The sequence below is a fragment of the Williamsoniiplasma somnilux genome (assembly GCF_002804005.1).
In the GTDB taxonomy this organism is placed as follows: Bacteria; Bacillota_I; Bacilli_A; order Mycoplasmatales; family Mycoplasmataceae; genus Williamsoniiplasma; species Williamsoniiplasma somnilux.
On sequence record NZ_CP024965.1, the window covers coordinates 707,727 to 729,581 of the forward strand.

The following is a 21,855-nucleotide window of genomic DNA, read 5'->3' on the forward strand; positions in this document are numbered from 1 at the left end:
ACTTTTAGCAAAGCGACAATCAAACCATGCTTAATTTAATAAACAATAATTAGTATAAAAATTTTATTATATTTTATAAAATAATTTTTAATAATTTAACAAAATTTCTTAAAGTGCATTAATAAATTTTAAAAACATATTGTTGTTATGAAAAACTTTATTTTAAAAAATCTTAAAATTTTTTATTTAAGTTTAATATTGTCAATCAATGCTATGGCTTCAGTTCTTGCTCAATAAGCATTTCACGCTGTTGCATACGCTGATATATTACCACTTAAAGTTATTTTTAAAGTTTTATTTGTTATTCAATCTCAAGATAAATTTAAATGAGATTCCATCGAATTTACATTTGCATATTTTCTATGCGCTAATTCAACGGAAGAAGAATCAATAGATAAATCTATCGAAGGGACATAAATACTTGTATTACCAATTGTTTGAGAAACACTTCCAGAAAAAACATCTATTTCATCTGTATAATTTTTATTGTCTCATGTGTAACCACTTAATCTATATTCTAAAGAAGAATATATATCTACAAGTTTTTCTCTTCCGAGATTAAATGTTAATTCAAGAGATTTTGAATCAGAATCTTTTTGTGTTGAATCATATGCATCTACTCTCATTGTTTTTAAAGAGGTTGAAACATTGAAATTAAAATTGGTTTTATATTTAAATTCATATGAACCTTTAAAGTTACTTTCCTCACGTGCGGTAACTAATGTTTTATCATAAGCTATGTTAACAAATATCAAATCTTCAAATTTAACTTCTGTATTTAAATTAACTGATAAAATAGTATTTCATATGTATTTTTCAGGATTTAAAAATTCTTCATCTTCCAAAATTCCTAGTTCAGAAGTTGTAAATGCATTAGATAAAAATGTTTTTTCAAATGTGTCATCATTGTCTAGAATGACTTCAAATGATAATGTTCCATTAAAGGAACCACTACCTAAATAAAGTAATGTAATATCATAATTTTGAGCTTTACCTATTTCAGGATAATTTTGAGGAAATTCTAGAAATAATCAATCAGTAGGGTTTTTCATTCAATCAACTAATATTGTTGTAATATTAACTTTTTGCTCTGGGTTATTTTTCAACTCTTCTGCCATTATTTCTTTAAATAATTTATCTTGATCAACATCTTCACCAGAAGAAGCTAAATCAAAAACATTTATCGATGTTTTTTTTAATAATAATTTATCTAATTCTAGTATTGTGTATAAATTTTCATTAATATCAAAATTTATTTTATTACTAATTTTGTTAGATATTTCAATTTTATTACTATTATTTATTGGCACAACCGCGCTTGTTGCTGCTGGCGAAAGTAATGATAATATTCCTAATAATTTCAACATTTTTCTAATTCCTTTCAATTTAATTAGAATTTCTTCTAATCAAATTTAATATAACATGTTTTAAAAAACAAAAAAACATAGATAATTAAATTAGTGAAAGTGAGTCAAATATGTCAATAATAATAGAAAATGTTAGTAAAAAATATGGAGATAAAATAGGAAACTTTAATATTAACATTAAAGTTAAAGATGGAAATGTTTTAGGTATATTGGGGCCGAATGGGGCTGGGAAATCTACTTTAATTAGACAAGTAATGGGCTTTATATCTTCAGATAGTGGAAATATTTTTTTTGATAAATTAAATCCACTTAAAGACCACGATAAAGTTATGGCCCAAATTGGTTATGTTGCCGGAGAACTTAATTTGTTTGACACAATGACTGGTCAAGAGTATTTAAAATTAACAGCAAAATTTAAAGACAATGTTGATCAGGGGTTTTTAGTAAAATTAATAGCTTATTTTGAATTAGATGTTAAAAGAAAAATTAAAAAAATGAGCAAAGGAATGAAACAAAAAGTAGCTATAATAGCGGCTGTTATGAATAAACCTAAATATTTAATATTGGACGAACCAACATCTGGATTAGATCCAGTTATGCAAATTAGATTTAATAAATTAATTAAAAAATTAAATAAAGAAAATAAAACAACGGTTATTGTTTGTTCTCACATTTTTGAAGAAATAATTTCTGTTTGCGACAATATCGTTTTTATTAAGGAAGGTTCAATAATTGATGAGTTTCCCAGAACAGATGTAAAAAAAGTAGAAGAACTTAAAAAGAGATTTGAAGCTTTTTATAATGATGAGGTTGAATTATAATGAAAAAGTTTCAACATTTTAATTCCAAAAAACACAAAACTGTTTTTCTTGTGTGAGAAACAATTAAAATAAATAAAAAAATAATTATCTTTTTTTCAATTATATTTATAATAATGACACTTTTCTCAAACGTTGCCGCAACTATGAACGGAACGCAAACTAAAACAACAATCGCTACAACAACTTGAGAAAATCCAAAGGATTTATATTCAAGAAATATGTTATCTATTGCTACAATTTATAATTGAGTTATTTTCGGAAAAGCAAATATTATTTTAATGACACTTTTCACTCTTACTTACACATCAAGAATTTTTGCTAAAGAAATAGACAATGGTTCAATTCAATTTTGATTAACGAAACCAATAAGCAAAGAAACGATTTTTAAAACAAAAACCATTTCAAGTTTTTTATTAATTATTTTTTATTGATTTATTTGTTGTTTAATATCTTTTTTCTTTTTATTTAGTGTTTATGATATAAAAAATGTTGGATACGTAATTTTAAAAATGTTAAATTTTTTGATACTTATGGCCCTGATTTCATCATTAATTATTGGTTCTATTTTTTTATTAAAAGATAAACAAGAAATGCATTTTTTAATTTGAGCAATTTTTATTATTTATTTACTATTAATAATGGGACTAAATTTTATGATGGGTGATAAATTTACTAGATATATTGACATTGAGAATTTTTTTCCTCACGTTCTTCAATTCGACAAAACAAAAGTAGATTACCAAATTTCTATTAATAATTATGGCGACTACCAATATATTTATCAACACGAATCTTTTAGTTACATTCATCTAATTGCATCATGGCTGTTAATGCCTTTCATAACAGTTATAACTGTTTGATCGACAAAGCAATATATTTGAGATAAATTAGAATTTACTATTTAAGGAGAGTTGTGATATGCAATTAAAAAATAAATTATGAAACATTATTTATTTTAATTTAAAGAGAAATTATAAATATTTAATTTTTTTTGGAATTTCTGTTTTAGTAATTTCGCTAATAGTTTCATTTAGTGTGACAAGTTCTGTCCCAAAAAATGCAAAATTTACAATAGCAAATAGTGAAATACGAATGGAAGATTCTAGTGTTTTAGGTTTTCAATCTCTTTCAGGAATTTATAATTTAATATTACTCGGTCCAATTATGATTTGCCTAATTTTATTGATAAATATCTTTTTTATCAATAAAATTTTTACAAGCGAAATTAAAAGTGGTGAAATTTCGTTTTGATTGTCATCAAGTCTAAAAAGATCTCATATATATATAATAAAATTGTTAACAATTAATTTAGTTACAACTTTGATGTTTTTACCTCTATTTGTTTGTGTAATAATTTTTGGATCGTTTGCCTATGATTCTAATAATTTAGATAAAATAGTATTCACTGTTTTAGAAATGTTTTTGGTTTTACTAACATTTAATTCACTAATTATTTTTATTAATCAATTATGTAAGGAAAACGGAATTTTATTTGCTTGTTTGGTTGGTGTTATAATGCTCTTGTTGCTTATTCCTTCGTTTACATATAATATTTATAAAACAAATCCAAATGACTGAAAAATGTTTCAGTATAATCGATTTTTTTCCTTAGAATTAATTGCCCCATCGTTTTTATATTCTAATGATTTAATTAGCGACACAATACAAACAGATACATTTAAACAAACGATTTTTAGTTTAGATAAACCCAAACTAAATAGTGTTTTAATAGGTGTTGGAATTAATTTAATAATTTGAGGGTTTTCAACTATTTTAGGTTTAGTAATTTGGTCTAAAAAAGATTTTGCAAAATTGTAATTTTAAACTAAATAAAAAAGCATCGTTGACGATGCTTTTTTATTTACAAATGAAGATGGTTATAAAATATAAATTAATGAAACATAATAATGCTGTAAAAAATTTAGGCATAATAAAATGAACTCCAAAAAGAAAATACAAAGGAAATTAAAACATTGACTCTTTGGGATTCACTCTAATAAGTTTATTTAATAATTTTTTGTTAATACAACAGCATTTTAAGATTATTTATAAAATTTTAATTATTCTAAATGTAATTGAGTACCTAAATTAGAATATAAAAAAGCTTGGTCATTCGAATCAAAACCATTAAGTTCAATTCCTTGTCATAATAAAAATTGGAAATAATAATGACCATTTTCTTGGTATCACGTATACCCAACATTAACAATCGCATCACATTGAGCAAAAAGATGTGAATATGCTTTATTTACAACACTTGTAGCTGTAGAAGCTATACATGAAAATGTAAAGAATTCATTATCATCTATACTTTTTATTTTTTTATTTGTAACATCATTTAATGAAAAGTTAATTTTTTCGGGTCAAGTTCAGTGAAATCCGAAGTTTTTTCAATTAAAAAAACCTTCAGAACTAACTCCAACAAAACTCATCGTTTTATAATCCGGTTTGGTTGTACCTAAATCAAAAGTATAAAGCGATTTTATAACACTTGGCGAATTACTATCCCAAGGAGAAGAAGAAGCTAGTGCAATTTCAGGTATGTGTCGATCATTTCAAAAAAAGTTTTTGGATTCAGCAACTGCTTTGTCTCCTTTTTGGTTTAAAATATTGTGATTTTGTACTGTGGAAATTATTGGAGCTGCACCTACTGCCGGAGTTAAAACTGCACCCAATAATGTTAATAATTTAATCATTTTGTTCACCTCCTTTCCTAAAAATATGAATAAAAACAAAGAAATATTTAAAAAATATTACTATTATTCTTATTCACTTATATGCTAACACTAACACTTATAAGTGTGTATGCTTTTAAGCAAATTATCGAAATAAAAATCACCATTTAATAAAAATGGTGATTTAACGATTCTTCCTGGTGCTAATTATAAGATTCGAACTTACGACCTACTGATTACGGGTCAGTTGCTCTACCAACTGAGCTAAATTAGCATAAATTAATTTTAACAAAATAAAATCACCAAATGGTGATTGTGTTTTTTAATGGTGCTGACTATAGGAGTCGAACCTACGACCTACTGATTACAAGTCAGTTGCTCTACCAACTGAGCTAAGTCAGCATATAAAATAAGTAAAAAAAATGGTGGGGTGCAACGGGCTCGAACCGCTGACCGCCTGCTTGTAAGGCAGGAGCTCTCCCAACTGAGCTAGCACCCCAATAATAATGGTAGCCTGTACGGGGTTCGAACCCGTGTATCCACGGATGAAAACCGTGTGTGTTAACCGCTTCACCAACAGGCCAATAAATAATGGCGGCTTTTACAGGACTTGAACCTGTGACAAACCGGTTAACAGCCGGTTGCTCTACCAACTGAGCTAAAAAGCCAAAATTTATTGAATGATTTGTTCTTACTTTCAGCAAGACTTTTAAATAATATCATAGAAACATACACAAGACAATATTATTTTTTAGACTTTTCATAAAAAAACAAAAGTAAAATCACTACTTTTGTTTACGGTTTATTTTGAATATTTATCTTGGTATTCTCTAGTTTTAACAACAAAGAGGTTTTTTTCATTTTCATCAGCTAAATTATCAGTTATTTTTTGTTTTAAAGCAATTAATTCTTCTTTTAATTTTTGCTTTTCAAGTTCTTGTTTTTCTAAGTTTTCTAATTCATGGTTATTTTGACTAAATTCTTTTTCACTAGCATGATGTTTGATCACTGTTGGTACTTTTTGTTCTGGATTAATAACTCTTTTGCCATTTTCTTCTTTCGTTGCCACTGGAGTAAATAATAAGATAACTCCTCCAAACATAGCAACAACCCCAGCAATAGAAACAATTGCTGTAATCATCATATTATTTGGATTTTTACGATTAACAGCTAAAGAAGTTAAAGTTAAGGCAAAAATATTCATTAACATTACATACATACCTAATACCATCATTGTGATTCCTCAAGTTACATGGTTGTCTGATACTGTTTCACCACTGTAAACTCCCATAAAAACTCAAGAAATTCCGAAAATAAAGAGCGCAAAACCTCCGGCAATAGCTATTCCAGAAAAAATTAGAATTAGCATTGATCCAATCTTAAATGTTGGACTAAATTTATATTTTTGTTTAAAGTTATTCATATTAACACCTCGTTAAAGTAATTATATGCTATATGTTTAAGAATAAAAAAATAAAATTTTGAAAGAAAATTTTATTTTTGATGTTCTAAATATAACTTAAAAGTGTTTTCCATTAGTGAAATTACTGTCATGGGTCCGACTCCACCTGGTACTGGGGTGATGTAACTTGTCATTGGAGCAACGTTTTGATAATCAACATCACCAACTAATTTATTGTTTTCAAGATCTCGAATAATCCCTATATCAACAACAATTGCATTTGATTTAACCATATCCTTAGTTATAATAAATTTTTGACCAGTAGCAGAAATAAGCAAATCTGCTTGAGAGGTGTGTAATTTAATATCTTGAGTGTCTTGATTACAAAAAGTAACCGTAGCTCCAGCATTTAATAGCATTATTCCTAAAGGTTTACCAACGATGTTTGATGTCCCAACAACAACTGCATTTTTACCTTTTAAATTAATTTCATAAGCTTTTAATAAATTAATAACTCCTAACGGAGTGCAAGGATAAGTAGCATTATAATTTTGAAGCATTCTGCCTTGATTTTTGTAGTGAAAACCATCGACATCTTTTTCTGGAACAATTGCTTGAAGGTACTCTTCTTCAACAAATCTTGCAGGCAAAGGTAATTGCAATAAAATACCATCGACATTATCATCTTTGTTTAAATAATTTATTTGTTTGTATAATTCATCATGAGCAATATTTTCAGGAAAATGTAAAGTTTTACTTTCGATTCCGACTTTTTGCGCGGTTTTCATTTTATGTTCAACATAAACTAAACTCGAAGGATTATCACCAACCAAAATTACTACTAATTTAGGTTTACGATGTCTATGTTTAATTTGTTCTTCGATTTGTAATTTTAATTCTTTACGTTTTTGAAGCGCAACTTTTTTACCATCTAAAATAATCATTTTGTCACCTACCCAATCACAACATCTTCTTCAAGATATCCATACATTTTCTTAGTGGATGGTTTAACAAAAACTAATAAAGTATTAGAAATTCCTAATTGTCCTAAAAACATCATCATAATCATAACAATTTTTGAAAGTGCTCCAAAAGCAACCATTTGCTCTCCAGTGAACGGATTCATCCCTACGGTTCCGAAAGCACTTGTAATTAATGTTAAAATTTGTACCACACTAGTATCACCAGTTTGAGTTGGGGACAAGACTTTTGCGGAATCTGAATATATAGCAATAATTGAAATTATAACTAGTGTTGCTGAAATAAAGAATACAGCAAATGCACGTTTTACGGTTATTTCAGGAATAGTTTTTTTGAAAGCAGTTGTTTGACGGTTATTACGAATAATAGCTCAAGTAGCCAACATAATAATTGCGAACGTTGTAGTTCTAATCCCTCCAGCCGTTGATGATGGAGCCGAACCAATAAACATTAATGCCGACATAATAGTTTTAGATCCAGCGTTAAAATCATTAATTGGCACTGTTGAAAATCCTGCGTTTCGACAAGCAGTTGTATTAAAAATAATATCCATAATGGCGACACCCATTGGTTTAGCACTCAAAATTTCTACATTACTAGTAACTCCAAATGCTCCAGTTTCATATTGGTAATAATTAAAAATCATCGATTGATCTTGGTTTATCATTTCTGTACCAAAAACCATTAATGGCCCAGCGATTAAAAAGAAAGAATAAACTCAAAAGTTTAGTTTAGCGAATAAACTAAACTTAACAGAATATCCAGCTCTTCTAGCGCGAATTTTACGTTTAATATCATGGAAAGTTGGGTAACCTAAACCTCCAAGTATTCACTCCATTAAAAATACAACTTGAATTAAATAAGAATAGTGTCCTTGAACGTTATATGGTTGCAATGAACCAGAAGAGATAATATCAAACCCGGCATTATTAATCGCACTAGTTGAATGAAATATAGCAAATCATAATGATAGTTTGAAATCATGAAATGGTGAAACGGTGTTTAAAGCAGTGTTTTCGTATTGACCACCACCGATATCAACCATATTTTGAGTTATTGTTCCAGGTTCTTGAAAAAAGAACGCAAAAAATAAAACAATAGCTGCTGAAATTTGAACGATTGTTAATCAAATAAAACCATCACGAATTAATTCGATTGTATAAGCCGTTGTTGAAGAACCACGTTCTGATTGTGCTGTTTGTGTATCGTTTAAGGAAATGCGTTTATTAATGGCCAAGAACAAAACAATCTTAAAAGTTAAAATTCCAATTCCCCCGATTTCAATCATAATCGCGCACAACAATTGTCCTCAAAATGAATAGTCATGAGAAACATCCGCAATATTAATTCCGGTATCGCTAAAAGCTGAAGATGCTGTAAAAATTCCTGTTAAAAAACTTCAATGAAAATTATCATTAACAACAACTCCCGGAATTGATAATAACAATCCCCCAAGTAAAACAACTAAAAGATAAATTAAAAAAATACGACCAGAAATTTTTGATAAAGGTCATAATTTTTTCATTTTCAAAAATAATTTTTCATTAAATTTGCGGTTCTTATTTTCATCGTGATCAGGAGTATAAGTATGATCACTATTGGGTGATTGATTACTTAATGGATTGCTTTTCATTTCGTTTTTAGACATCGAATCACCCTTTCTAAAATCACATTATATTATACAATAAATAGCTTTTTACTTGATATAATTTAAGGAGTAAATAAAAAGGAGTCATACTATGGCCAAGAAAAAAAGTTTTGCAATTATTGGTGCTTCTAACTTCAGTTTAGCTGTTTTAAACACCCTTGTTGAGAAAAGACAACAAGTGACAGTTTTTGATACTGATGCTGATCGTTTAGAATTATATCTTTCTGAATATGAATCAGTTGACTCAATTATTTTAGACTCGACCAATAAATCAGCTTTAAAAAATAATGGTATCAATCAATATGATGGAGTCATTGTTGGTTTTGGTTCGAACATTGAAGCTTCAATGATGACAGTTTTAAATTTAATTGATTTAGGTTGTGTAAATATTATTGTTAAAGCTCGCGACAGTAAACATAAACGTGTCCTAACAGCCTTAGGATTAAAAGAAAATCAAATTATTATTCCTGATGCAATTTCAGGAAAAATCGTTGGAATTCGCTCAGTTTTTGACATTGATGCTGATATTGATGTACAATCGATTGATGAAGATTTTATGTCAACAACCATCAATGCTTTAAATCCAGAAATTTTGGATAAAACTATCCAAGAATCAGGATTAACAGGAACTAAAGATTATAATATTATTCAAATTAAACGTAAAGGTAAAATCTTATTACCAGATGCCTACACAATTATTAAAGAAGGGGACGCAATTGTTATTTTTGCCAGAACCACAGTTATTAATGATTTAGTGTTTAAAATCCAAGGAAAGATTAGTGAATTGACTACATTAATCAGCGAAGAAAACACTTTAAAAGAACCAACAACAAAATAAAAGATGAGTTAACCCCATCTTTTATTTTGTTTAAAAAAAGTATTTTATGTACTTTCTATGTATTTTAAATTCTAACTTTTTAAAAAAAATATCAATATATTTTAATGCTTCTATTGATAAATTAAAAACATCGAAATGCATTCATTTAAAGTTTATAGACGTTACCGCTTCTTCACCCAAAATCTTATCAAGAAAAGTTTTGGAGTCAAATGAATCTGAAATTAAAATTAATCTATCTGAATTTTTTAAATAAAATGATAATTTGTTATTTTTTTGATTTTGAAAATCAATTTGCAATTTATGGCTATTTTTTATTGATGGTGTATACTGAGTTTGACTACCTTCAAAAGAATTAACCTTATCTCTATGTTGAATAACATTTCTAGCTAAATCAAAAAATCAGATATTTTCTTCTAATGATTTTGAATCATCTAAATCAAAAAATTCCATAAATTTGTGCATTCATTTTTCCTGTTTGTTTAAAATATTCTTGCTTATATTAGTAGAAATTTTTTCACTTAGCCAATCAGAATAAGCAAAAAAATAAAACATTTTTTTAATTTGATCATAAACCATATTAATATTTTCAATTAATATTTTTTTGAATAAAATATTTTCAGAATCTGAATTTGAAAGTTTAGAAACTTGAATAATTTCATTAGTAGATCACCCTATTAAGTTTATATAACTTGTTAAATAAAAACTTAAAATATTGTAATTAGTAAAAAGATTATGAAATTCTGTTTTATCCTCTTCATTCACATCAACAAATGTTGCTTTATAGTCCATTTCGTTTTTACCATTATTATTGATTCTAAATTTAGCTTTATTTAATTTAATAAGTTTTTTGCTTATAATATCATGTATGATTTGTCTAAGATTGTCTTCAAAAAAAGAACTTCTTATAAGTAGAGCTTTTTTCTTAATTTCCTGAGAAAGATCGTTAACAATCTTTTTTTCATTTAATATTTTAGCTTTAAATTTATCAGCAATATCAATTTCTTTTCAATTTTGTGAATCATTGCTCAAAATTTCATCATCATTACCAATAAATGTTCACGCCTTCATAATAACCTCTAACGTCTATTTTTTATAATTCTAATTATTTGATTCATTGCAATGTCGGGGTTAACATTCCCACCTGTTTCTTTCATTAATTGTCCCATGATAGTTTTAGTTACACGTTCTGGACGTTCATCATATTGTTTGATTAACTCTAAATTATCGTTAATTATTTTATTTAAGTAACTGGTGATTGTGGGAATATCAGAAATAACCTTTAGGTTTAATTCTTCGGCAATCATCAATGGTGATTTATTTGCACTTGTAATAATTATTGGCAAAATTGTTTTAGCATGCTTCGAAGAAATTGTTCCTTCTTCGATTAAATTAATCATTTCTGCTAAATTTTGAGGAGTTAAATTAGTTTCATAAATTTCTTTGTTAGCTTTGTTTAATTCTGATTGAATATCACCAACTAGATAATTCACAACTTTAGAGATTGACTTAGTTAATTTAATTGTTTTTTCAAAAAAGTTTGTTAATTCTAAATTACTTAAAATAATATTAGTGTCAACTAAACTAATGTGATATTCATTGATGTATCTTGCTCTTTTACTTTCGGCTAATTCTGGAGAATTCTTAATTACATTTGCTACTCATTTTAAATCCAATTGAATAGGGGCAATATTGGGTTCGGCAAAATAACGATAATCAATTGAGTCTTCTTTACTACGCATTACTACTGTTTCTTGAAGATTTTCATCGAATCTTCTAGTTTCTTGTTGAACAATTTCACCACTCAATAAAATTTTTGAATGACGAGCTACTTCAAAATCGATTGCTTTTTTAACATTTGCAATAGAATTTAAATTCTTAACTTCCACACGATTTGAATATGTTGTAGCACCAAATGGACGAATTGAAACATTTACATCACAACGCAATGAACCTTCGTTCATTTTGACATCCGAAACTCCTAAAAATAATAAAATTTCACGAATTTTTTCAACATAAGCACACGCTTCTTCTGCGCTTCTAATTTCAGGATGACTAACAATTTCAATTAAACCAACACCACTACGATTATAGTCAATGTAAGTTAAATCACCTTTATGATTTTGCTTTGCTGTGTCTTCTTCAATGTGAATTCTTTCAATATTAATTATCTTTTTTTGATGATTGCTTAATTCAATTTCAATACTTCCATTTTTTCCAATTGGATGAAATTGTTGAGTTATTTGAAATCCTTTAACCAGATCTGGATAAAAATAATTTTTACGATCAAACTTTAATAATGGGTCAATTTCCATTTTGAAAGCATGAGCTGCTAAGATAGCTAACTCTACACCTTTTTTATTAACTGTTGGCATTGCTCCGGGATAACCCATGTCAACTTCGGAAATCATTGTATTAGGTTTCGCTCCATAAACAACTGGTGCTGGCGCAAACATTTTTGATTTTGTTTTCAATTCAACGTGGTTTTCAATTCCAATAATAATTTCAAAATTATTCATTTTAATTCACCACCTTATTTTTGATTCCAATAATGTTTTCACAAACTTTAGCCGCTTGTAAAACCTTTAAATCTTGACCTGGAGCAGTGTTTAAATTTATTCCAATTGGCATTGATTGTTCTTCAACAAAAGGAATTGTTATTGAAGGCATTCCTGAGAAATTAGCTAAAGTTAAAATGTCTTCTAAAAATTGCTTAGAATCATCTTCGAATTCTGTTGCTACTTCAATTAATGGGGCAATGCCAATAGCCGAAGGAATGATTAAAACGTCAAAATTTTTATAGATTTTACTAATTTCTTCAACAATTAAACGACGTACTTTTTTAGCTTTGTTCATATATAATTCTTGATTTTCCTTTTTTAAATTTAATGAACCAATAACGAAACGACGTTTTACTACGTCGCCAAGATATTTCGATCTTGTTTTAGTCATTATTTCTGTAAAATCATCACCAGGTTCTCTCAATCCAAAATTAATTCCATCTAAATTAGAAATTGTTGAAACAGCTTCCGGGAATGAAATCATCATATAAACTGGCGCTAGAACATCTAGTAAGTCTCTTCTAAAATTTATTTCCGAAACTTGGTAACCTTGAGCACTTAATTTATTGTAAAAACTTTCATAATGTGTTTTTAATGGTTCAGGTAAATTTTCTTGAACTTCTTTAATGTAAGCAAATGTAGTTGTAGCACTTAAATCGTTAATTTTAGCATAAAAAATTTCATCATTAATTTTTATTGATGTAAAATCTTTTGGATCAAAACCAACTGTTTTTTCAAAAACGATTGCCATATCATCAACATTTCTTGTAAAAAATCCGGCATGATCCAAACTAGGAGCATAAGGAAAAATTCCGTATCTTGATAAAGCACCATAAGTAGGTTTGAAACCAACAATTCCATTAAAAGATGCTGGTTTACGAATTGAATCACCTGTATCAGTTCCTGTTGCAAAAGGAACATATCCTTTAGTAACTGCATAAACAGAACCAGAAGATGATCCTCCTAACAATCTTTTACTATCACGAGGATTAACTAATTCGCCATAAGCGGAATGTAAACCAGTTCCTCCTAAACCCAATTCATCTAAAGCAACTTTACCTGACATTAATGTTTTATTTTTATTTAATTTTTCAATTAAAGTTGCATCATATGTTGGAACGAAATTATCTAAAATTTTTGTGGAAGCAGTTGTTCTAATCCCTTTGGTTGCAAAATTATCTTTAGCCATATAAGGAATTCCATATAAAAAGTTGTTATCATCAAAATTTTTGTTTAACTCCTCAGCTTGTTTCATAATTTCTTTTTCTGGCAATGTAATCATAAAATTAGAATCTAAATCCTTTTTTGAAAATTCTATGACTTGTTGAGCAATTTCTGTAACTGTTATTTTTTTGTTCTTTAATGCTTCATGAAGTTCAACAATACTCATATTTCTAATATTCATTATTTAATCACCTTCACAATCGTAATAAAATCACCGTCAACAGTTGGAGCATTGTTTAAAAGATCTTCTTGTGAGTTAGTATAAAAATCTTCATCTTCACGTAAAAAAACATGAGAATTTTCAAAAGGGTAGTTTAATGGTTCTATGTTATCAGTATTAATTGAAGTTACTTGTTTAAAACGTTTAATAATTGATTCTTCTGCTTCAATAATTTCATTAATTTCCCCTTGCGAAAGTTCTAACATGATATCGGAAGCTAATTCCTTAATCAGCTCATCGTTAATATTATTAATATCGTTCATAACTATTTTTTTCTCCTAACATTTCTTCTAATTCTTTTTCTCCAATAATTTTAACACCTAACGAGATTGCTTTTTGTTCTTTGGTTCCTGCGTCAGTTCCCATTAACAAAAAATCTGTCTTTTTAGAAACAGCTGAAGATGTTTTTCCACCGTTCATTTCAATTATATCTTTGAAATAATCACGCGATTTGCTTAGTGTTCCTGTGATTACAAATGTTTTATTATTAATTTCGTTATCAGTATTTACTTTGGGTCCTGTAAAGGTTAAATTTACTCCATATTTTTTAAGATTTTCAATTAATTGTAAATTGCTATTGATTGCAAATCAATCCAAAAGTGATTGTGCCAAAACAATACCAATTGAATCAATATTAGCAAGCTCTTCAAAACTACTTTTTGCTAGCTTATCAATATCACCAAATCTTGAAGCTAAAATTTTTGCTGTTTTAGCGCCGACATGTCTAATACCTAGACCAAATAAAACTTTTTCTAAAGAATTGGTCTTAGATTTTTCAATTGAATCAATCAAGTTTTGATAACTTTTTTCGCCAAAGCTTTCAAGGTTTAAAATTTTATCTTTATGTTGTTCAAGTTTATAAATATCAGCAACTGAACGCAAAATACCTTCTTCAAAAAACTTTTGTACAATAGCTTCACCAAGACCAACAATGTTCGTAGCTGCTCTGCTGGCATAATGTTCTAATGATCTTGTTATTTGAGCAGGACACGAAAAATTAACACAAAATTGATCAACTTCACCATCGCTTTTTTCAAGTAAGTTGTCACAATTAGGGCATTTGCTTGGTTTTTTTCATTTGGGTAGATTGTTAAAATCATTATTATTGATAATTGCTATAACCTCAGGGATAATATCTCCGGCTTTTTTAATTTTAACAGTTGCTCCAATTCGCAAGTCTTTTGCTTCGATTCATTCTGCATTATTTAATGTTGCAGCGCTAACAATTGTTCCTGCTATTTTTACAGGTTCTAATTGAGCATTAAAAGTTATTTTTCCAGTTCTTCCAACGGTTGGAAAAATGTTTAGTAATTTAGTTGATTTAATTTCTGCTGGAAATTTATATGCAATTGCTCATTTTGGCGTTTTAGCGGTATAACCAATTTTTTCGTATAAATTAAAATCATTAATTTTTAAAACTATGCCATCAATTTCGTAAGGTAATTGCGTTCTTTTTTCTGTGTATTCATTTATATAATTTTCTAATTCAAATAAATTGTTACATAATATACTTTCGCTATTTGTTTTGAAGCCCAAATATTTTAAATACTCAAGAGCCTCTGTTTGGGATTTTATTGTTAAGTTTTCTTCACATAAATAATAATAAAGATAGGCATCTAAATTGCGTTTTGCAACAACAGCTGAATCCAATTGTCTTAGAGTTCCTGCTGCCGCATTTCGAGGGTTAGCAAAAAGTGGTTCACCTGCAATTAATTTTTCGTTATTAATCTTTTCAAATTCTTTTTTAGATAAAAAAATTTCTCCACGAACCTCTGTTCTTCTTTTATCAGGTATTGATAATGGGATTGATTTTATTGTTTTTACATTTGCGGTCACGTTTTCTCCAACAACACCATCGCCCCTAGTTACTGCATCAATTAAAAAACCATTTTCATAGTGTAACGAAATTGATAACCCATCTATTTTCAATTCAGCAAAATAAGCATTTTGTTCTGTACCCGTTTCTTTTGCAACTTGTTTATTAAAATTTAAAATTTCATCATAAGAAAAAACATCCCCAAGCGAAAGCATTGGTTTTTTGTGAATGTATTTCTCGAATTTTTCACTAATTCTGCCACCAATCTTTTGAGTTGGTGAATCTAAAGTAACTAATTCGGGATAATCATGTTCAAGTTGAATCAATTTATGCATTGTTTGATCGTATTCTAAATCATCTACTGAAGGTTGGTCAAGAACATAATATTCATGACCTCATTTATTCAATTTGGATCTTAGTTCATTAATTAAATTTTTAACGTTATTCAAATCCATATTGACACCTTTTCATTTCTTAAATAATTATAACTTTTTTAGTTATTTGAATAAAGACAAATAATAAATAAGAAGGTTAGAATATTCAAGTGTCCAAAAGCAGTTAAATCTTCTTAAAATTATAATATTTTGAATTTTGACTATATTAAAATAAAAAAACACCCAAGAATAATTATCCTTAGGTGTTATGCAAATTATTTAAACTTATTTTTGAATGGAAATATTTTAAGATTAAAGTTTACCTTGTTTTTTAAATTTAATTGTCAATTCTCTTAGTAAAACTTCGGTAATGTCATCAAGTGAGTATTTAGCTTTAAATCCTCATTCTTCACGAGCTGCTGAATCATCCATATGATCTGGTCATGAATCTGCAATAGCTTGACGAACTGGATCAATTTTATAATTTAATTTAAAGTTAGGAATATGTTTTCTAATTGAAGTTGCAAGCATTTCTGGTTCAGCAGTAAATGGTGCTAAGTTGAATGCATTGCGATGTTTCAATTTTTTAGAATCTGCATTAATTAAATTAACAATTGCGTCAATTGCATCATCAATGTACATCATATCCATGTAAGTTCCGGCTTTTAAATAACATTCATATTCACCTTTTAATAAAGCTTGATAATACATATCTACGTTATAATCAGATGTTCCTCCACCTGGCTCAGTTTTGTATGACATTAATCCTGGGAAACGCACCGATCTAGTATCTACGCCATATTTAGTGTAATAATAATTCATCAATAATTCTCCAGCGACTTTTGTTACACCATACATTGAAGTTGGATGCATAAATGTGTCTTGAGGTGTATTTTGGAAATCCACATCTGGTCCAAATGCTGCAACTGATGATGGTGCAAATAACCCTGCACCAATTTCTTTTGCAACATCTAATGCATTAATTAAACCATCCATATTTAATTTTCATCCTAATTTAGGATTTTTTTCAGTTGTTGCTGACAATAATGCCGCTAAGTGAACAATCATATCGGGTTTATGTTTTTTTGCCATTTTTAAGAATGCTTCTTGGTCCATTACATCTAATGTTTCAAATACACCTTCTTCAACAATAGGACTACCTTCTATTTTTCTTAAGTCAGTTGCTATAACATTGTTTAATCCTAAATCTTTTCTTAACCTTGTAACTAATTCTGAACCGATTTGACCTAATGAACCTGTAACTAATACTTTTTTCATAAGTTACCTCTTTTCTATTTTTATTTTTTATTTTGAATTAATTTTTTATATTCGGTTGTAATCACGTTATATACATGGTCTAACTCTTCTTTAGTATGCAATGAAGAAATCATTAAACGAATACGGCCTTTCCCCGTAGGAACTGATGGAAAAATAATTGGTGAAGCCAAAATATCATTTTCAAATAATTTTTTAGCTAAATCAGTTGTTGTTGCTTCATCTCCAACCATAAATGGTGTAATAGGAGTTTGAGTTGTTCCAATTGAATGACCTGCTTTTTTAAATTTTTCTTGAATGTATTTAGTGTTATTTCACAATTTTTCTAAACGCTTTCCGTCATTTTCTAAGTCATTCAAAACAGCTAATCCAGCTTCAGCAAAACTTTGTGGTAGTGATGACGAGAACTTAAATACACGTGAATTTTGTTTTAAATATTCAATCAATTCTTTTTTCCCGCTAATGAATCCACCAACTAAACCAAAAGCTTTAGAAAGTGTGCCTGTTTCAATATCAATTTGCCCTTCTAAATTGAAGTGAGCAACTGATCCACGACCTTTTGGACCAATAACACCTTCTCCGTGAGCATCATCAACAATTGTGTAAGCACCATATTGTTTTGCTAATTTATTAATTTTATCAAGTGGAGCAATATCTCCATCCATTGAGAAAACACCATCAGTAACAATAAAAATGTTTCCTTGAATTTTGTCTTTGTTTTCTTTTAAAACTCTTTCAAGATCAACGGTATCCATGTGTTTAAAAACAGCACGTTGAGCCTTTGACAAACGTACACCATCAATAATTGATGCATGATTTAATTCATCAGAAATAATTAAATCAGCAGCTGTTGTAATTGTTGGAATTAATCCTGTGTTTGCTTGAAATCCACTTTGAACAAGTAATGTTGCTTCAAAACCTTTGAATTTAGCAAGTGCTTTTTCAAATTCGTCGTGAATTGTAAAACTTCCTGAAATAGTTCTAACAGCTCCTGGACCAAAACCATATTTATCAATTGATTTCTTTGCAGCATCGCCGACAATTTTGTCACCGGCATATCCTAAATAATTGTTTGAACACATATTTAGAAAATCTTTGCCATTGATTTTAATCTTATCGCTTTGCTTGCTTTCTAACAATTTAATGTCGTTGTAAACTTTTCTTTCTTTAGCCGATTTCAATTCATTTACTAATCTCTCGTATAGTTTCATTTTATATTCCTTTCTTTATTTTTTGGTTTTTTCAGCTTTTAATGCTTGATAGAATTCTCACAATAATGTAATTGATACATAGAAAATTACAGGAATTGCAATTCATTTTAATACAACTTCAAAATATGGAGTTGTAGTATTTGGAGCGAAATCACCCATTCCAGGAATTGATTTAAGTCCTGCAAAAACTATCAAGAATGCAGCCAATAATCCTAAAACAGATCAAATATGCATTAAACTTCCTGTTAATTGATTATATTTTTTGGTTCTTACAAAGTTGAAAGCTGCAGGCATCATGCTTAAAGCTGATCCACATGACATAATTGGTAAGATTGCTTCTTGTTTCATTCCTAAAAATGATAGAACAGCAATAGCTGGTGCAAATAATCCAATTCCAAATGACTGAATCATTCCTAATAAAAGAAATCCAACAATTCCTAATCCTAATCTCCAACCTGTCAATCCTGATGTTGCTCCTAAATCACCAAACACATTAACTTGTGGGTGAGCAAGAATCATCAAGATTCCAACTATAAATAGTGCTATACCCATAAAACCTTTTACAACAAGTGCTTTGTTGATTTTGGTAACAAATCATGAACCAACAAAAGTCCCAATAAGAATTGCTACTAGCAATAATAAAATTGTTAGCATATCAACTTTAATTGTTCCAATAAATAAAGAAGCTTCTAGAGTTCCACTTAGTACGAAAGCAACATTCAAAGTTCCTGGTAATTTTGTGTCATCTTTAATTGTTTTACTTTTTTTCAATATAGCAGTTGCAACTCCAAAAGAACCAACCGAGATAGTGTCAGTGAATCCTGCGGTTACACCAGCAGCAATTGCTCATTTTGTGTTAATTCCTTCATCATTGTATTTAACCTTTGAAGAAGTAACGATAAATATAACACTAACGGCAGTTCCGGCAATAAACAATATAATAGCCATAGCTAGTGAAAACACACCATCTTTTGTGTCTAAATCTAAGTGTTCGCCTTTTTTAGGCATAATAACTAAAAATTGTATTAACATTGCGCCAATTGTTGCTGCTAGAGCAATACCAAGCATAGTTAGTCATTTAAACATTCTCTTTTTAGCGTCTTCTTTTGTTAGAAGATTGTCTAAGTTCTGAGAAGTTGCTTCTGCTTTTTTAAATGTTTTGAACATAGATAAAACCTTTATTTCCTTTTAGAATAATTTCCCTTTTAATTTTTCAAATTGGAAAATATTCCTAATTACTATTATAACTGCTTTGAAAGAAATGACATATAAAAAAACCATTTTTTGGAATTTTAAATTAGTTATAATTTTTGTTGACCATTACTTGACCAAATTAAAAGCACCAGTTTAAACTGGTGCTATGAACTTTTAATTAGTTACTTATTATCTTTCATTTTTGGTATCTTAATCAATTTTTTTTACACCTTTAACTTTAAAAATTTTCGGTTTTTCTGTTGATTGATACTTTTTAAAAAACTCCTTTTCATCAATTACTGAATCATTAATTTCATCAAATCCATTAATCGCTTTTAACATTGTTTCTTTTTGATCACCGACAATCTGTTTAATGTTAAGATTTTCGGTTTGCAATCTTTTCAATTTAGACTTTTCTTTACTTTTATTAACTAATTGTTTTATTATTGGAAGCAAAATCAAAATTGACAAACCTACTGAAGGTCTTAAAATAATCGGCAAAATCAAAGTTGCTCCAATTCCTAAAAATGAAACTGTTGTAAGCATCCCTAACAATAAAGGAATTGTAACTAGCGTTATCTGAATTGTTTCTCCACTTATCATTACATTTAGCGGAAATTTAGGAACAATAAGCAGCATATTAACAATAACTGCCACCCCAATTGGTAAAGTTAATGACATTATATTAGTAAAAGAATATTTGAAAGTTGAGTTATATGTAACTCTTTTTCAAGTGTACTGTCACATATATATATAAATAAATGTCATGCAGCTTAACTTAAGGATGTAGAAAACTAAAATTACATTTTTAATATAATGAGTATTATTTTCTTTTATTAGAACAACTGTTAATGTTGAAATAACTTGTAGCAAAACATAAATTATAGCGCTTCAATTAATTGTTCTAGCAACATCTCCAAATCTTCTTTTGGCTTGAATTAATGTTAATTGACCTTCAAACAACAAAATGAAAGCAGTTCCAGCTCCATATAGAGAAGAAAAAGTAGGATCAGAAAAAATAAATTTGAAAGCTTCCTTTTGTGCATTTAATTCAAACAATGAAATTGATAAATCTTTACTACTATCACGGGCATTTAATATGTTTGTTTGTAAATTGGATAAGTCATTGGCAACAACATCTCCATAAAGTCCTGTAACAATATATGGAGCCACGATGCTCATTATAATAAATGAAAAAGCAGCAATTACAAAAGTGTACAATTCATATTTTGAATATGATTCTCAAGATAATCTACCATCTTTAGCAATTATTCCAATAAAATACTCTCTAAAAGAAACAATTAAATTAGTAAGAATCAATCGTAAATTAACTCCAATAATTAAATATAAAGAAAGCATCGATGTAGTACGCAAACCAGATGTTCCCAAAACCACAAATAAAACAATTAAATCAATATTCATTAAAACACTTTTACCCAAATTAGCTCTTCACATTTTTGTAGTTGATCGCAACAAAGTGTACGAATTAAAATCGGGGTAAAATTTCAACAAAGGATAATACCTTTTGACGTAAATTTTCATCGCAAAACCACGAATTGGAGCATAAATTAACAAAATTAAAAATGGAACAATGGGCGCCATGTAATTGACATTATCAATCGATAAATTCATCAAATAAAACAGCGTCCCATAAACAATCGTATCAGCTAGTAAAACCGCTACTTTTCTAACCATATTTTTTTGATCTGCCATTAAAACATTTTCATAAATACCAAAGAAACCAGCTGTAAGAATTTGTTTAGATCCCAAAATAAAAATTAGTCCAATTAATTGTCAAATCGGAACTAAATTAACACCTTCATTTGCGGCATTACTGATTTGGATTCCTCATTTAAGAGGATCCCCATTTAGAATAACTGGAGCTAACGCTAATTCTAAAGGGTAAACTAAAGCAACTAAAGAAACCAACAAAGTCCCTGTGACCATTCCTTTTTTATATTTCTTTTTAGCTGTTGAAAAAATTTCATTAGCTTCAATTCAATCATTGTTAGCCATCGGTTTCATTAGCATAACTACTGTTGTAATTCCTAATGCACCTTCAGTGGAACCACCTAAAATTGAAAGAGCTGTTGCAATTCTGACAAACCCGTTAAACTCAGTACCATAAGCATTTAATATTCAATAAATCATTAAAAATTGAATAATCGCACCAAATATGGAAATCATTACTCCCACTAAAGCTGTAATTACACCTTGACGCGCAGAAACTTTCATAGGTACCTCCTTTTTT

At 28.6% G+C, this 21,855-nt stretch carries 18 protein-coding genes and 5 tRNA genes; 4 read left to right on the forward strand and 19 right to left on the reverse strand.

From position 1 onward, the window contains the following. Positions 1–182 precede the first annotated feature (182 nt). Positions 183–1,367 (reverse strand): hypothetical protein, encoded by a 1,185-nt coding sequence (locus tag ESOMN_RS03135; RefSeq protein WP_024863499.1) that lies wholly within the window; start codon positions 1,365–1,367, stop codon positions 183–185. Between the two features lie 110 nt (positions 1,368–1,477). Here ESOMN_RS03135 and ESOMN_RS03140 point away from each other — a divergent pair, with 110 nt between their 5' ends. From ESOMN_RS03140 to ESOMN_RS03150, 3 genes are read left to right on the forward strand one after another with little or no spacing between them, the layout of a single operon-like run. Next, positions 1,478–2,188 carry an ABC transporter ATP-binding protein gene (locus ESOMN_RS03140; RefSeq protein WP_024863500.1) on the forward strand — a complete coding sequence of 237 codons (711 nt, stop codon included), beginning with the start codon at positions 1,478–1,480 and terminating at the stop codon, positions 2,186–2,188. After that, a complete protein-coding gene (locus ESOMN_RS03145) occupies positions 2,188–3,093 on the forward strand; it encodes an ABC transporter permease subunit (RefSeq protein WP_024863501.1) in 906 nt (301 codons plus the stop codon). The genes ESOMN_RS03140 and ESOMN_RS03145 overlap by 1 nt, the downstream gene beginning before the upstream one ends. Positions 3,094–3,106: 13 nt before the next feature. After that, complete coding sequence (locus ESOMN_RS03150; RefSeq protein ID WP_024863502.1) at positions 3,107–4,006, forward strand: hypothetical protein; 900 nt, start codon at positions 3,107–3,109, stop codon at positions 4,004–4,006. Between the two features lie 242 nt (positions 4,007–4,248). On the opposite strand, the gene ESOMN_RS03155 is transcribed toward ESOMN_RS03150, so the two are convergent. The 9 genes from ESOMN_RS03155 to ESOMN_RS03195 form a co-directional block, all read right to left on the reverse strand. Then, positions 4,249–4,884, reverse strand: coding sequence for a hypothetical protein (locus ESOMN_RS03155; RefSeq protein WP_024863503.1), 636 nt, complete (start codon positions 4,882–4,884; stop codon positions 4,249–4,251). 177 nt (positions 4,885–5,061) lie between these two features. Continuing rightward, positions 5,062–5,137: transfer RNA gene (locus ESOMN_RS03160), tRNA-Thr, on the reverse strand. Between the two features lie 52 nt (positions 5,138–5,189). Beyond that, positions 5,190–5,265: transfer RNA gene (locus ESOMN_RS03165), tRNA-Thr, on the reverse strand. Positions 5,266–5,286: 21 nt separating this feature from the next. Beyond that, positions 5,287–5,362, reverse strand: a tRNA-Val gene (locus ESOMN_RS03170). An 8-nt stretch (positions 5,363–5,370) separates the two neighbouring features. After that, positions 5,371–5,446: transfer RNA gene (locus ESOMN_RS03175), tRNA-Glu, on the reverse strand. Between the two features lie 9 nt (positions 5,447–5,455). Beyond that, positions 5,456–5,531: transfer RNA gene (locus ESOMN_RS03180), tRNA-Asn, on the reverse strand. Between the two features lie 134 nt (positions 5,532–5,665). Next, entirely contained in the window at positions 5,666–6,286 is a 621-nt protein-coding gene (locus ESOMN_RS03185) for a tetraspanin family protein (protein WP_024863504.1), read from the reverse strand. Between the two features lie 71 nt (positions 6,287–6,357). Next, a complete protein-coding gene (locus ESOMN_RS03190; protein ID WP_024863505.1) occupies positions 6,358–7,209 on the reverse strand; it encodes a bifunctional 5,10-methylenetetrahydrofolate dehydrogenase/5,10-methenyltetrahydrofolate cyclohydrolase in 852 nt (283 codons plus the stop codon). 8 nt (positions 7,210–7,217) lie between these two features. After that, positions 7,218–8,894, reverse strand: coding sequence for a potassium transporter TrkG (locus tag ESOMN_RS03195; protein WP_024863506.1), 1,677 nt, complete (start codon positions 8,892–8,894; stop codon positions 7,218–7,220). 91 nt (positions 8,895–8,985) lie between these two features. On the opposite strand from ESOMN_RS03195, the gene ESOMN_RS03200 reads away from it, so the two are divergent. Further along, positions 8,986–9,732 (forward strand): potassium channel family protein, encoded by a 747-nt coding sequence (locus ESOMN_RS03200; protein WP_024863507.1) that lies wholly within the window; start codon positions 8,986–8,988, stop codon positions 9,730–9,732. Positions 9,733–9,762: 30 nt separating this feature from the next. Here the strand turns inward: ESOMN_RS03200 and ESOMN_RS03205 are convergent, their stop codons facing one another. The 9 genes from ESOMN_RS03205 to ESOMN_RS03245 all read right to left on the reverse strand — a co-directional run bounded on the left by ESOMN_RS03205 (position 9,763) and on the right by ESOMN_RS03245 (position 21,839). Next, positions 9,763–10,800, reverse strand: coding sequence for a hypothetical protein (locus ESOMN_RS03205; RefSeq protein WP_024863508.1), 1,038 nt, complete (start codon positions 10,798–10,800; stop codon positions 9,763–9,765). Positions 10,801–10,808: 8 nt separating this feature from the next. After that, on the reverse strand, positions 10,809–12,248 hold the full coding sequence (gene gatB / locus ESOMN_RS03210; protein ID WP_024863509.1) for an Asp-tRNA(Asn)/Glu-tRNA(Gln) amidotransferase subunit GatB: 1,440 nt from the start codon (positions 12,246–12,248) through the stop codon (positions 10,809–10,811). A 1-nt stretch (position 12,249) separates the two neighbouring features. Then, positions 12,250–13,695 carry an amidase family protein gene (locus ESOMN_RS03215; protein WP_034942380.1) on the reverse strand — a complete coding sequence of 482 codons (1,446 nt, stop codon included), beginning with the start codon at positions 13,693–13,695 and terminating at the stop codon, positions 12,250–12,252. Then, positions 13,695–13,997, reverse strand: coding sequence for an Asp-tRNA(Asn)/Glu-tRNA(Gln) amidotransferase subunit GatC (gene gatC, locus ESOMN_RS03220; protein WP_034942382.1), 303 nt, complete (start codon positions 13,995–13,997; stop codon positions 13,695–13,697). Before gatC ends, ESOMN_RS03215 begins: the two co-directional genes overlap by 1 nt. Further along, positions 13,984–16,005 carry an NAD-dependent DNA ligase LigA gene (ligA, locus tag ESOMN_RS03225; RefSeq protein ID WP_024863512.1) on the reverse strand — a complete coding sequence of 674 codons (2,022 nt, stop codon included), beginning with the start codon at positions 16,003–16,005 and terminating at the stop codon, positions 13,984–13,986. Before ligA ends, gatC begins: the two co-directional genes overlap by 14 nt. A gap of 231 nt (positions 16,006–16,236) precedes the next feature. Further along, complete coding sequence (locus ESOMN_RS03230) at positions 16,237–17,202, reverse strand: NAD-dependent epimerase/dehydratase family protein (RefSeq protein ID WP_024863513.1); 966 nt, start codon at positions 17,200–17,202, stop codon at positions 16,237–16,239. Positions 17,203–17,222: 20 nt separating this feature from the next. Further along, entirely contained in the window at positions 17,223–18,410 is a 1,188-nt protein-coding gene (locus tag ESOMN_RS03235) for a glycine C-acetyltransferase (RefSeq protein WP_024863514.1), read from the reverse strand. A 15-nt stretch (positions 18,411–18,425) separates the two neighbouring features. After that, the gene (locus ESOMN_RS03240) at positions 18,426–19,577 is read right to left on the reverse strand and encodes a TSUP family transporter (RefSeq protein ID WP_024863515.1); all 1,152 of its coding nucleotides are present in this window, start codon (positions 19,575–19,577) and stop codon (positions 18,426–18,428) included. 237 nt (positions 19,578–19,814) lie between these two features. After that, positions 19,815–21,839, reverse strand: a complete 2,025-nt coding sequence (locus ESOMN_RS03245) for a hypothetical protein (protein ID WP_051445520.1) — start codon at positions 21,837–21,839, stop codon at positions 19,815–19,817. Between the last annotated feature and the right edge of the window lie 16 nt (positions 21,840–21,855).